Here is a 12796-nt window from a genome sequence, read left to right as displayed (position 1 = left end):
GCGCACCCGAATGGACACGGCCAGCGCCGCCCACCATGCCTACGGCAGCGCCAGCATCCGCTCCAGCGCCAGTTTCGCGAACGCCTCTGTCTCGCGGTCCACCGAGATCTGGTTCACCAGTTTCCCGTCGGCCAGGGACTCCAGGGTCCAGACCAGGTGGGGGAGGTCGATGCGGTTCATCGTCGAGCAGAAGCAGACCGTCTTGTCGAGGAAGACGATCTCCTTGCCCTCGGGCGCGAAACGGTTCGCCAGGCGGCGTACCAGGTTCAGCTCCGTGCCGATGGCCCACTTGGAGCCGGCCGGGGCCGCCTCCAGTGCCTTGATGATGTACTCGGTCGAACCGACGTAGTCCGCCGCCTCGACCACCTCGTGCTTGCACTCCGGGTGGACCAGGACGTTCACGCCCGGTATGCGTGCGCGGACGTCGTTCACCGAGTCCAGCGAGAAGCGGCCGTGCACCGAGCAGTGGCCGCGCCAGAGGATCATCTTCGCGTCGCGCAGCTGCTCCGCCGTCAGGCCGCCGTTCGGCTTGTGCGGGTTGTAGAGGACGCAGTCGTCCAGCGACATCCCCATGTCCCGTACCGCCGTGTTGCGGCCGAGGTGCTGGTCCGGCAGGAACAGGACCTTCTCACCCTGCTCGAAGGCCCACTCGAGGGCGCGCTCGGCATTGGACGACGTACAGATCGTGCCGCCGTGCTTGCCCGTGAACGCCTTGATGTCAGCCGAGGAGTTCATGTAGGAGACGGGCACGACCTGGTCGGCCACCCCGGCCTCCGTCAGGACGTCCCAGCACTCGGCGACCTGCTCGGCCGTCGCCATGTCCGCCATCGAGCAGCCGGCGGCCAGGTCGGGCAGGACCACCTTCTGGTCGTCGCCGGTCAGGATGTCCGCGGACTCCGCCATGAAGTGGACACCGCAGAACACGATGTACTCCGCCTCCGGACGCGCCGCCGCGTCCCGGGCCAGCTTGAAGGAGTCGCCCGTGACGTCCGCGAACTGGATGACCTCGTCGCGCTGGTAGTGATGGCCGAGGACGAAGACCTTCTCGCCGAGCTTCTCCTTGGCGGCGCGGGCACGTGCCACCAGGTCCGGGTCGGAGGGGGAGGGCAGGTCCCCGGGGCAGTCCACGCCGCGCTCGCTCCTCGTGTCGGCCTCACGGCCGAGGAGCAGCAGGGCGAGGGGCGTCGGCTGTACGTCGAGGTCCTGCGTCTGGGCGGTGGTCACGACACGCACCCTTTCTGTTCTTCCGGTCACGCCTTTTCGTCGAATTGACGTTATCTATCGTAACCCCTTCACGTCACTTTGACGAGGTTCATAGCGTCGATGTGACATGAATCCCGGCGCGCGGCCCGAGAGCGACCCGAGCACGACCGGAGCCTGTCCACAGGGCGCTGTTCGCGCTTCCGCACGTGTGCGAGCATGGAGAGAAGGACGGAAAGAACAGACTCTCGGCCCGGAATGAATCCGCGGCCCCGCCGGTTGCAAACGTCGGCAGAAGTCTCCGTACAACCCGGGAGAGATGTAGATGTCCGTATCGGACGAGACCAGCACCGTCACCGACGGCATCATCCTGTCCGACGCCGCCGCGGCGAAGGTCAAGGCCCTGCTCGACCAGGAAGGCCGCGAGGACCTCGCCCTGCGTGTCGCGGTTCAGCCCGGCGGTTGCTCGGGTCTGCGCTACCAGCTGTTCTTCGACGAGCGTTCCCTCGACGGTGACGTCGTCAAGGACTTCGACGGCGTCAAGGTCGTCACCGACCGTATGAGCGCTCCCTACCTCGGCGGCGCCTCGATCGACTTCGTCGACACCATCGAGAAGCAGGGCTTCACGATCGACAACCCGAACGCGACGGGTTCCTGCGCCTGCGGTGACTCCTTCAGCTGAGCCCAGACTCAGAGACTCATACGCACGTCGTACGCGTGAAGGCGGCGCCCCCCTCCGACGGGGGCGCCGCCTTCACGCGTACCAGGGCCCACAGACGGCTACCTCTGCGCGAAATCGCCCTCGGGGATCGCCTGCCCGTCCGGACCCGCGACCTTCCGGTCACCCAGCGGCTGGTCCAACCGCACCGTCTCGTACGTCGCCTTGGCGAGCATGATGCAGATCTTGCCCTTCTTGGTCGTCGAGGTCACGGTCACCGTCACCTTCCCGTCCTCCTTCGCCGACGCCGCGTACGTGCTGCACACCCCGCCCCAGAAGCCCACGGTCAGCTCCTTGCCGTCGCCGGAGACCGTGTAGCCCTCGATCTTCATGTCCCGTGTCGTCGTCCCGGGCGTCGGCTCGTCGCCCGGCGCGGTCGGTGTGGCCGTCGGGGACGGCTCCACGCTCGTCCCGGAACCGGAACCGGCCAGATAGCGGGGGTCGACCGCCGGATACGTCACCGTGTGACCCTTCGCGGCACCCTGCGCCCGTACCTCGAACAGCCACGACGGCACCAGCGCCGGCCGCCCCGCCACGGAGTGCGAGGCCAGCCCGAACACCGCCTTGTCGACGGTGAGCGACTCCTTCTGCCCCGTCGTCCGCGTAGTCGTACCGCACGGCGCCTCCAGGCGGTCCTTCAGCGGTACGGGGCTGGCGCAGCCCCCTATACCCATGCGGTGCTCGGGAGTCGCCACCGCACCCGGCTCGTTGAGCAGGGCCAGAGTGGCCTTCGCGCCGAGCACCGGATACGTGTCGCCCTTCACCGGCGTCGACAACTGGCCGCTGCCGGACACCACTTCGCCCTGCGCGCTGATCTGGAGGCCGGTCGTCCAGCCGTAGGTGGGCAGCCCGCCGACCACCGGATCGGCGTTCACCACCCGCTGGGTGCCCACAACCTGGCTGAGGTCCAGCTTCGCGTCGTCCTGGCCGACCGCCTTCAGCACCGGCGCCGCGGCCTTCTTCGCCGCCGACTCGCTCACCGGATCGACGGTCGTCCCGTCGGCGGAGGATTTCTGCGCGCACATGGTCGTGCTCCCGCAGTTGTCTGGCCCGCCGAGCAGGTACCGGCTGAAGGACCAGGTCCCCGGCGCGTGCTTGTTCACCCGCAGGAAGGGACCGGTCCCGTCCTGCGCCGTGCCGACCAGCCAGTCCTCGGCCTTCGCCACCGGCTTCCCCACGACGCCGAGGGCCTTGGCCAGCCGGGTCACCTCGGCGGCCGTGATCTCTCCCTCGGCGTTCTTCGCCGTCGTGTACACCGGCGCCGACGCGGGCCCGGCGGGCAGCGTGCCGGTCGCCCGGTAGGTCACGCCGTTCGGATCGGGCTCGCCGGGCGCGATGCCGTTCGAGCCGCCGGTGCCACTCATGTCACCACCCTCGGGGTAACCGTCGAGGGCCAGCGGCGGGGGAGTGGTGCCGTCGCCGCCCGGCGCGGAGGCGCCCGTACGGTCGTCGTCGTTCGAGCCGCCGACCGCGCTGGTGGCGAGGTACGCCCCGCCGCCCCCGACGAGCAGCACCGCGGCGGCGACCGAGGCGACGAGCACCGGGGACCGGCGCCGGGCCGGGCGCTCGGCACCGCTCTCCTCCGGCGCGGGCCCGGCGGTGCCCTCCGTGGTGCCGCCGCTGCCGACCCCGGTGGTCGCCTTCCCGGCGTCGTCGCCGGCATCGTCGTCGTGATCGGGTCGCTCGGTGTTCACCGCATCGCTCCTTCGGCTCCCAGCTGTCCCGGCTGTCCCGACCGGCCCAGCCCTGTCACCGACAGGCACCGACGGGTCGTACACCGTGTCCTCTTTACGGGGGACAGCGATGGGACGCGGCGGGGGAGCGCACGGTTCCCGTCGAGCGCTGGTCGACGGAGTGCTGTCGCTCCCGGCCCGTCAGTCGCCGTACTCCGGCATCGCGTCCACCAGCCGCGCCGAGGCGGGCGGGACGGTCACCCCGTGGATACGGGACGGGGAGACGGGCGAGGCGGTGATCCGGTCCGGGGCCGTCCAGTGCGGGGCCATCCGCGCGCAGTCGCCACGCAGGGAGGCCAGATCCCCTTCGAGGTCGTGCGGGGCGGCACCCGGTCCCGAGTGCACCTGCTGGACCTGAAGGGCCTGATGGACCTTGAAGTTCGTCATACCGGAACCGTATGCACCGCATCCCGGCCGAGAAAGATCTACTATCGGGTAGTTTTGCCGCTACAGCGGACGCGGGCCGACCGGGTAGCGTGAACTGTCAATCACCCTTCCCCTCGCAGGAGAGTGTCCTCGCCGTGCGTATCGCAGTCACCGGCTCCATCGCAACCGACCACCTCATGACCTTCCCCGGCCGTTTCGCCGACCAGCTCGTCGCGGACCAGCTGCACACGGTCTCGCTCTCCTTCCTGGTCGACAACCTCGACGTACGCCGGGGTGGCGTGGGCGCGAACATCGCCTTCGGCATGGGCCAGCTCGGCACCAAGCCGATCCTGGTCGGGGCCGCCGGCGCCGACTTCGACGAGTACCGCGCCTGGCTCGACCGCCACGGAGTGGACACCGAATCGGTGCGGATCTCCGAGACGCTGCACACCGCCCGTTTCGTGTGCACCAACGACGCCGACCACAACCAGATCGGCTCCTTCTACACCGGCGCCATGAGCGAGGCCCGGCTGATCGAGCTGAAGACCGTCGCCGACCGCGTCGGCGGCCTCGACCTGGTCTCGATCGGCGCGGACGACCCGGAGGCGATGCTCCGCCACACCGAGGAGTGCCGCGCGCGGTCCATCCCGTTCGCCGCCGACTTCTCCCAGCAGATCGCCCGTATGGGCGGCGACGACATCAAGGTCCTGCTGGAAGGCGCCGCGTACCTCTTCTCGAACGAGTACGAGAAGGGCCTCATCGAGTCGAAGACCGGCTGGTCCGACGCCGAGATCCTCACCAAGGTCGGCACCCGGGTGACCACCCTCGGTGCCCGTGGCGTACGCATCGAGCGGGTCGGCGAGGAGCCGATCGAGGTCGGCTGCCCGGACGAGGAGGCCAAGGTCGAGCCCACGGGCGTCGGCGACGCGTTCCGCGCGGGGTTCCTGTCGGGCCTGGCCTGGGGCGTCTCGCTGGAGCGGGCGGCGCAGGTCGGCTGCATGCTGGCGACTCTCGTCATCGAGACGGTGGGTACGCAGGAGTACACCCTCCGGCGCGCCAACTTCATGGACCGTTTCCGTAAGGCGTACGGGGATGAGGCCGCGGTGGAGGTTCAGGGGCATCTGGGCTGATTCGTAGTCCGCGGGCGTGTGGGGGCTGGTCGCGCAGTTCCCCGCGCCCCTGGAAGCAGGTGGGTCAGCTCAGTCGGCGGACCACAAAGGCCGCGCCTCGGTCCGCCGGCTCCTCGCCCACGTACTCCTGTCCCCGCATCTCGCACCACGCCGGGATGTCCAGACGGGCCGCCTCGTCGTCCGAGAGGACGCGGATCGTGGCGCCCACCGGGACGTCGTCCATGACCTTCGCGAGCTCGATCACCGGGATCGGGCACCGCTTGCCCAGGGCGTCCACGATGAGCGCGCCCTCCTCCCGTACCGTCACCGGAGCCGGCGCGCCCAGTTTCTCCCGTACGGTCGCCACCGCGCCCGGCAGTGCGGAGAGGAACCGGTCGACCTCCTCGGCCGGGGTCCCGACGGGCAAGGACACCCGCACGTTGCCCTCGCTCAGCACCCCCATCGCCCTCAGCACATGGCTCGGCGTCAACGTGCTGCTCGTACAGGACGACCCGGAGGAAACGGAGAAACCGGCGCGGTCCAGCTCGTGCAGCAGTGTCTCCCCGTCGACATAGAGACAGGAGAAGGTGACGACACCGGGCAGCCGCCGCACCGGATCGCCGACCACCTCCACGTCCGCCACCAGTTGGGGCACCCGCGCCCGGATCCGTTCCGTCAGCTCCCGCAGCCGCACCGCCTCCTGGGCCGCCTCGGCCCGCACCGCACGCAACGAGGCCGCCGCCGCGACGATCGCCGGCAGGTTCTCGAACCCGGCCGCTCGTCCCGACTCCCGCTCGTCCGAGGGCCCTTGCGCGGCGAACCGCACCCCTTTGCGGACTGCGAGCAGTCCGACCCCGGACGGCCCACCCCATTTATGGGCGCTCGCGGCGAGCAGCGACCAGGATCCCGGAACAGCCGCCCACCCGAGCGACTGCGCCGCGTCCACCAGCAACGGCACCCCGGCCGCCCGGCACACCTCGGCCACCTCCGCCACCGGCTGCTCGGTCCCCACCTCGTGGTTGGCCGACTGGAGACACGCCAACGCCGTGTCGGGCCGTACGGCGGCCTCGTACGCCTCGACGGCCACGGCACCGGTGCGATCCACCGCCACGGTCGTCACCTCGCCGCCCGCCGCCTCCCACTCCTCCGCCGAATGGAGCACAGACGAGTGTTCGACCGCTGACACGATCAGGTGACGTCCGACGCGCCGGCGCCCCGCGAGAGCGCCCGCCATACCGGTGTGAACCGCCCGCGTACCCGACGACGTGAACGTCAGCTCATCGGAACGACACCCGACCGCCTCGGCGGCGGCCTCCCGAGCGGCATCCAACAACATCCGAGCCCGCCGCCCCTCCCTGTACAAACGTGCGGGATCCGCCCACCCCTCATCGAGCGAGGCCAGCAGAGCCTGCCGGGCAACAGGGTGGAGCGGAGCTGAGGATGCGGCATCGAAGTAGGACACACCCCAACGCTAAGTCCTCACCAAGGGGTACGTGGTCCCACCAAAGGGGCGCGGGGAACTGCGCGATCAGCCACACACGACCCGCACCCGCCAACTGACAGAACCTCCCACCCCATTAGGCGCCCACGCGCTCATCAACCCCCTTCGGGGTGACCCCCGGCGCGTTGGGGACCCTCCCCGCGCGACCCCAAATTGCGTCCAGTAGGGTTTGGTCCGCATAAACATCCAAACCCCTGCCCGACGCAGGGCGGCGACCGACCACCGAGTAGGCAGGCCGCAGCCAATCCGCGCGGGCGAGACTCTCGGGAAGGCGCTACGTGAGTCCCAACGGCTCCGACCTCCCCCACGCCCTGGGGGGCGCGGGCGGTACCCCCACGCCGCGGCGCCCGTTGCGGCGGAAGCTGCTGCAGGCATTGACTGCGGGCCTGGTCCTCGCGACCGCGACCGGTTGCACATACAAGGACTTCCCCCGCCTTGGTATGCCCACCCCGACCACGGAAGAGGCTCCGCGGATCCTCTCCCTGTGGCAGGGATCCTGGGCAGCCGCGCTCGCCACCGGCGTGCTGGTCTGGGGCCTGATCCTGTGGAGCGCCATGTTCCACCGGCGCAGCCGCACCAAGGTCGAAGTACCTCCGCAGACCCGGTACAACATGCCCATCGAGGCGCTGTACACCGTGGTTCCGCTGATCATCGTCTCGGTGCTCTTCTACTTCACGGCACGTGACGAGTCGAAGCTCCTCGACACCTCCAAGAAGCCCGACCTCACGGTCAACGTCGTGGGCTTCCAGTGGAGCTGGGGCTTCAACTACATCGAGAACGTCCCGGGTTCCACCGGAAACGCGAACACCGACGCGAACCTGGCCGCCATTCCGGACCGGTTCAAGAAGGACTTCCCGGCCAACGCGGGTGGCGTCTACGACGTCGGCACGCCTGGCACGAAGGATCCGGACACGCACAACCCCGGTCCGACTCTCTGGCTCCCCAAGGGCAAGACGGTCCGCTTCGTCCTCACCTCGCGTGACGTCATCCACTCCTTCTGGGTGGTGCCGTTCCTGATGAAGCAGGACGTCATCCCGGGCCACACCAACGCCTTCCAGGTGACCCCCAACAAGGAGGGCACCTTCATGGGCAAGTGCGCGGAGCTCTGCGGCGTCGACCACTCCCGGATGCTGTTCAACGTGAAGGTCGTCTCCCCCGAGCTCTACGAGAAGCACCTCAAGGACCTCGCGAAGAAGGGGCAGACCGGTTACATTCCCGCCGGCATCGCGCAGACGAGCCACGAGAAGAACCGGGAGACGACAAACCTGTGAGCATCACCAACGAACCCCAGGGTGCCGCCGCAGCTGAGGACTCGTACGAGAACGAGCTGCCGGTACGGCGCAAGCAGCCCGGCAACGTGGTCATCAAGTGGCTCACCACCACTGACCACAAGACGATCGGCACGCTGTATCTGGTGACGTCGTTCGCGTTCTTCTGCATCGGTGGCGTGATGGCGCTGTTCATGCGCGCCGAGCTGGCCCGGCCGGGTCTGCAGATCATGTCGAACGAGCAGTTCAACCAGGCGTTCACGATGCACGGCACGATCATGCTGCTGATGTTCGCGACGCCGCTGTTCGCCGGTTTCACCAACTGGATCATGCCGCTGCAGATCGGCGCCCCCGACGTCGCGTTCCCGCGGCTGAACATGTTCGCCTACTGGCTGTACCTGTTCGGCTCGACCATCGCGGTCGGCGGGTTCCTCACCCCCTCGGGTGCTGCCGACTTCGGCTGGTTCGCCTACTCGCCGCTCTCCGACGCCGTGCGCTCCCCGGGCATCGGCGCCGACCTGTGGATCATGGGGCTGGCCTTCTCCGGCTTCGGTACCATCCTCGGCGCGGTCAACTTCATCACCACGATCATCTGCATGCGCGCACCGGGCATGACCATGTTCCGTATGCCGATCTTCGTGTGGAACGTGCTGCTGACCGCGGTCCTGGTCCTGCTGGCCTTCCCCGTTCTCGCCGCCGCGCTGTTCGCGCTGGAGGCGGATCGGAAATTCGGCGCACACATCTTCGATGCCGCGAACGGTGGTGCCCTCTTGTGGCAGCACCTGTTCTGGTTCTTCGGGCATCCAGAGGTGTACATCATCGCGCTGCCGTTCTTCGGCATCATCTCCGAGGTCATCCCGGTCTTCTCCCGCAAGCCGATGTTCGGCTACATGGGCCTGATCGGCGCGACCATCGCCATCGCGGGTCTGTCCGTGACGGTGTGGGCCCACCACATGTACGTCACCGGCGGAGTCCTCCTGCCGTTCTTCTCCTTCATGACGTTCCTCATCGCCGTACCGACGGGCGTGAAGTTCTTCAACTGGATCGGAACGATGTGGAAGGGGTCACTGAGTTTCGAGACCCCGATGCTGTGGGCCACCGGCTTCCTGATCACCTTCACCTTCGGTGGTCTGACCGGTGTCATCCTGGCGTCGCCGCCGATGGACTTCCACGTCTCGGACTCCTACTTCGTGGTGGCGCACTTCCACTACGTGGTGTTCGGTACGGTCGTGTTCGCGATGTTCTCCGGCTTCCACTTCTGGTGGCCGAAGATGACCGGCAAGATGCTCGACGAACGCCTCGGCAAGATCACGTTCTGGACCCTGTTCATCGGCTTCCACGGCACCTTCCTCGTCCAGCACTGGCTGGGCGCCGAGGGTATGCCGCGCCGGTACGCGGACTACCTCGCGGCGGACGGTTTCACCGCGCTGAACACGATCTCGACGATCAGCTCGTTCCTGCTCGGTCTGTCCGTGCTCCCGTTCCTCTACAACGTGTGGAAGACCGCGAAGTACGGCAAGAAGGTCGAGGTCGACGACCCGTGGGGTTACGGCCGTTCGCTGGAGTGGGCCACCTCTTGCCCGCCCCCGCGGCACAACTTCCTCACCCTGCCGCGGATCCGCAGCGAATCCCCGGCGTTCGACCTGCACCACCCTGAGATCGCAGCGCTGGACCAGCTGGAGAACGCCGGTCACGGCGAGAAGGCTCTCGCCGGCGGCAAGGAGGCGGGCAAGTGAAGGTCCAGGGCAAGATGTTCATCTGGCTCGCCGTCTTCGTCCTCGCCATGGCGATCGTCTACGGCGTGTGGTCGAAGGAGCCGGCGGGCACCACGGCGCTCTTCCTGGCCTTCGGCCTGTGCATCATGGTCGGCTACTACCTGGCCTTCACGGCCCGGCGGGTCGACGTGGGCGCGCAGGACAACAAGGAGGCGGACGTCGCGGACGACGCCGGCGAGGTCGGGTTCTTCAGCCCGCACAGCTGGCAGCCGCTCGCGCTGGGCATCGGTGGCGCGCTCCTGTTCCTGAGCGTCGCGATCGGCTGGTGGCTGGCGTTCTTCTCGGCCCCCATGCTCCTGATCGGCCTGTGGGGCTGGGTCTTCGAGTACTACCGCGGTGAGAACCGCACCCAGTAACACGCTCGGCGCTCAGGGGAGCCCGGACACTCCGTCAGGAGGGTCCGGGCTCCCTCTTTTGCCACACCCTCGTTCCCTCGCACGGATCACCCGCCGCGCCGAGGACGACGCACGTTCTTAGCGTGAGGGCATGAGGCACTCACCGCGTAACCGTACGGTCGTCAGCTGCACCCTCCTGGTGGCCGCCCTGGGCGCGTCCGCCACCGCCTGCGGCTCCGACGGCCACCCCCTCTCGGCGGAGCCGTACGACGCCGCTGAGCAGATCTCCTTCGGCGGTTCCGTCGGCGACGGCAAGAAGGCCGACCCCGACAAACCCCTGGAGGTCACCTCCGACGACTCGGACGACCGCATCACGGACGTCACGGCCGTCGACGCCGCAGGACGCTACGTGGCGGGCGAACTCTCCGCCGACGGCAGCCGCTGGCACAGCACCTCCCCGCTGGCCGCAGGAGCCCGCTACACGGTCCGGGTGAGCACGGAGGACGAGGACGGCGCCCCCGGCCGCGATACGCGCACCTTCGACACCAGCAGGCCGACCACCAAGAAGCGCCTGAACGTCACGTTCGGCCCCAAGGCGGGCACCTATGGCGTGGGCCAGCCAGTGACCGCCCAACTCAGCGAACCCGTACGGGGAAAGGCGCAGCGCGCGATAGTCGAGCGCGCCCTCAAGGTGGACTCGACCCCCACCACCGAGGGCGCGTGGCACTGGGTGGACGACAAGGAACTCCACTACCGGCCCAAGGAGTACTGGCCCGCCAAGGCCACCGTCCAGGTGCACAGCAACCTGCCCGGCCTCAAGATCGCCGACCGGCTCTGGGGCGGCACGGCCAAGCCCCTGAGGTTCACCACCGGCGACCGGCTCATCGCCGTAACGGACGCGTCGTCCCACGAGATGACCGTCTACAAGAACGACAAGGTGATCAACACCATCCCGGTCACCACGGGCAAGCCCGGCTTCGACACCCGCAACGGCGTCAAGGTCGTACTCGGCAAGGAGTACTTCGTACGCATGCGCGGCACCAGCATCGGCATAGCCGAGGGCAGCGCCGACTCGTACGACCTGCCCGTCTACTACGCCACCCGGGTCACCTGGAGCGGCGAGTACGTCCACGCCGCCCCCTGGTCCGAGGGCTCCCAGGGCTCCGCCAACGTCAGCCACGGGTGCACCGGCATGAGCACCGGCAACGCCGAGTGGTTCTACGACAACGTCCGCGAGGGCGACGTCGTCAAGGTCGTCAACTCCGCCGGCGACACCATGGAGACCTTCGGCAACGGCTTCGGCGACTGGAACCTGGACTGGAAGAAGTGGCAGGTGGGCAGCGCCCTCACAACCACTTCTCCAGAGGGCGCGGATCCCGCCAAGCAGGTACGCCTGACCCCGGAGAGCATCTGACGAGGGCCGCGGGTCCCCCTAAGGGGCGCGGGGAACTGCGCGACAAGCCACAGCGGCCCCGCACCCGCCGAACAACCGCACCCCAGCCGCCGCTAGGCGCTCAATGCCCTCTTCGACCGCAACAAAGAAGCCAACGCCGACGCGAACTCCACCGGATCCACCGGCAAGGTGACCGCCGCGTCGGCCCGACTCCACGTCGCCAGCCACGCGTCCTGCGGCCGCCCGATCAGCAACAGCACCGGCGGACACTCGAAGATCTCGTCCTTGATCTGCCGGCACACCCCCATGCCCCCCATGGGCACGGCCTCCCCGTCCAGCACACAGAGGTCGATCCCGCCCTTGTCCAGCTCCTTCAGGACGGCGGCGGGCGTCGCGCACTCGAGGAACTCGACCAGGGGAACGTCGGGAGCGGGTCGCCGCCCCGTCGCCAACCGCACCTGCTCGCGGGTGTTGGAGTCGTCGCTGTAGACCAGCACCGTGGCGGTCGGCTGCATTGTTCCTCCGAGACATCAGCGTCGTACGGACAGACGGACCGGGTCCGTTGGGCCGGATGCTACTCCTTCGGACCCTCCGTCTGAACACCGCTTCAACGGCTGTCCGATGGGCCATACGGGCTGGACACACCCCACAGACACCCCGAACGGCACCCCCCGGCGTGAGGGCGGGATAAGCGACCGACATAATGTCGGTCGTGGCGACAGCAACGACAGTAGAAACCGGGCACGCGCACCCGTCGGTCAACCGGCCGAACCTCACCAGCGTCGGAACCATCATCTGGCTGAGTTCCGAGCTGATGTTCTTCGCGGCCCTCTTCGCGATGTACTTCACCCTGCGATCGGTGACCGGTCCGGATCACTGGAAGGAGATGGCGTCAAGCCTGAACTTCCCGTTCTCCGCGGCGAACACCACGATCCTGGTGCTCTCCTCCCTCACCTGCCAGCTCGGCGTGTTCGCCGCCGAGCGCGGTGACGTGAAGAAGCTCCGGATGTGGTTCATCGTCACCTTTGTCATGGGTGCGATCTTCATCGGCGGCCAGGTCTTCGAGTACACCGAGCTGGTCAAGAAGGACGGGCTCTCGCTCTCCTCCGACCCGTACGGCTCGGTGTTCTATCTGACCACCGGCTTCCACGGTATGCACGTGACGGGCGGTCTCATCGCTTTCCTGTTCGTCCTCGGCAGGACGTACGCGGCGAAAAGGTTCACCCATGAACAGGCGACCGCCGCGATCGTCGTGTCCTACTACTGGCACTTCGTCGACGTCGTCTGGATCGGGCTCTTCGCCACGATCTACATGATCAAGTAGCCGGGCCCGCCCGATCCTCACATCGGGTCCGCCCGATACCTCCCAGACTCGACGCTGAAGATCCTGACACCGGG

At 68.2% G+C, this 12796-nt stretch carries 12 protein-coding genes; 7 read left to right on the top strand and 5 right to left on the bottom strand.

Annotated features, from left to right (window positions below):
* Positions 1-39: 39 nt before the first annotated feature.
* Positions 40-1224 carry a quinolinate synthase NadA gene (nadA, locus tag QA861_RS35470; RefSeq protein ID WP_334592807.1) on the bottom strand — a complete coding sequence of 395 codons (1185 nt, stop codon included), beginning with the start codon at positions 1222-1224 and terminating at the stop codon, positions 40-42.
* 301 nt (positions 1225-1525) lie between these two features.
* Here nadA and erpA point away from each other — a divergent pair, with 301 nt between their 5' ends.
* Positions 1526-1882: an iron-sulfur cluster insertion protein ErpA gene (gene erpA / locus QA861_RS35465; protein WP_030039301.1), complete on the top strand. Its 357-nt coding sequence runs from the start codon at positions 1526-1528 to the stop codon at positions 1880-1882.
* A 98-nt stretch (positions 1883-1980) separates the two neighbouring features.
* Here erpA and QA861_RS35460 read toward each other — a convergent pair whose 3' ends face one another.
* Together QA861_RS35460 and QA861_RS35455 are read right to left on the bottom strand one after the other, a co-directional pair.
* The gene (locus tag QA861_RS35460) at positions 1981-3612 is read right to left on the bottom strand and encodes a hypothetical protein (protein WP_334592805.1); all 1632 of its coding nucleotides are present in this window, start codon (positions 3610-3612) and stop codon (positions 1981-1983) included.
* Positions 3613-3792: 180 nt separating this feature from the next.
* On the bottom strand, positions 3793-4038 hold the full coding sequence (locus QA861_RS35455; protein WP_334592804.1) for a hypothetical protein: 246 nt from the start codon (positions 4036-4038) through the stop codon (positions 3793-3795).
* Positions 4039-4172: 134 nt separating this feature from the next.
* Here QA861_RS35455 and QA861_RS35450 point away from each other — a divergent pair, with 134 nt between their 5' ends.
* Entirely contained in the window at positions 4173-5147 is a 975-nt protein-coding gene (locus QA861_RS35450; protein WP_334592803.1) for a carbohydrate kinase family protein, read from the top strand.
* Between the two features lie 64 nt (positions 5148-5211).
* On the opposite strand, the gene QA861_RS35445 is transcribed toward QA861_RS35450, so the two are convergent.
* Positions 5212-6588, bottom strand: a complete 1377-nt coding sequence (locus tag QA861_RS35445; protein ID WP_334592802.1) for a cysteine desulfurase/sulfurtransferase TusA family protein — start codon at positions 6586-6588, stop codon at positions 5212-5214.
* Between the two features lie 317 nt (positions 6589-6905).
* Between QA861_RS35445 and ctaC the strand changes: the two genes are divergently transcribed.
* From ctaC to QA861_RS35425, 4 genes are all read left to right on the top strand, one after another.
* Positions 6906-7898: an aa3-type cytochrome oxidase subunit II gene (gene ctaC, locus QA861_RS35440; RefSeq protein WP_334592801.1), complete on the top strand. Its 993-nt coding sequence runs from the start codon at positions 6906-6908 to the stop codon at positions 7896-7898.
* A complete protein-coding gene (ctaD, locus tag QA861_RS35435) occupies positions 7895-9631 on the top strand; it encodes an aa3-type cytochrome oxidase subunit I (protein WP_006373820.1) in 1737 nt (578 codons plus the stop codon). Before ctaC ends, ctaD begins: the two co-directional genes overlap by 4 nt.
* A complete protein-coding gene (locus QA861_RS35430) occupies positions 9628-10026 on the top strand; it encodes a cytochrome c oxidase subunit 4 (RefSeq protein ID WP_334592800.1) in 399 nt (132 codons plus the stop codon). The genes ctaD and QA861_RS35430 overlap by 4 nt, the downstream gene beginning before the upstream one ends.
* A 130-nt stretch (positions 10027-10156) precedes the next feature.
* Entirely contained in the window at positions 10157-11419 is a 1263-nt protein-coding gene (locus tag QA861_RS35425; RefSeq protein ID WP_334592799.1) for a L,D-transpeptidase, read from the top strand.
* Positions 11420-11511: 92 nt separating this feature from the next.
* Here QA861_RS35425 and QA861_RS35420 read toward each other — a convergent pair whose 3' ends face one another.
* On the bottom strand, positions 11512-11913 hold the full coding sequence (locus QA861_RS35420; RefSeq protein ID WP_334592798.1) for a response regulator: 402 nt from the start codon (positions 11911-11913) through the stop codon (positions 11512-11514).
* A gap of 188 nt (positions 11914-12101) precedes the next feature.
* Between QA861_RS35420 and ctaE the strand changes: the two genes are divergently transcribed.
* Positions 12102-12722: an aa3-type cytochrome oxidase subunit III gene (gene ctaE, locus QA861_RS35415; RefSeq protein WP_044472511.1), complete on the top strand. Its 621-nt coding sequence runs from the start codon at positions 12102-12104 to the stop codon at positions 12720-12722.
* Positions 12723-12796 lie beyond the last annotated feature (74 nt).

Source organism: Streptomyces sp. B21-083 (assembly GCF_036898825.1).
GTDB lineage: Bacteria > Actinomycetota > Actinomycetes > Streptomycetales > Streptomycetaceae > Streptomyces.
Note: the sequence above shows the minus strand (reverse complement) of the source record. Positions and strands in the feature narration are given on the sequence as shown.

Coding starts and splice junctions, on each gene's coding strand:
- erpA (WP_030039301.1), top strand. CDS start 1,526: ATGTCCGTATCGGACGAGACCAGCACCGTCACCGACGGCATCATCCTG.
- QA861_RS35420 (WP_334592798.1), bottom strand. CDS start 11,913: ATGCAGCCGACCGCCACGGTGCTGGTCTACAGCGACGACTCCAACACC.
- QA861_RS35455 (WP_334592804.1), bottom strand. CDS start 4,038: ATGACGAACTTCAAGGTCCATCAGGCCCTTCAGGTCCAGCAGGTGCAC.
- ctaE (WP_044472511.1), top strand. CDS start 12,102: ATGTCGGTCGTGGCGACAGCAACGACAGTAGAAACCGGGCACGCGCAC.
- QA861_RS35425 (WP_334592799.1), top strand. CDS start 10,157: ATGAGGCACTCACCGCGTAACCGTACGGTCGTCAGCTGCACCCTCCTG.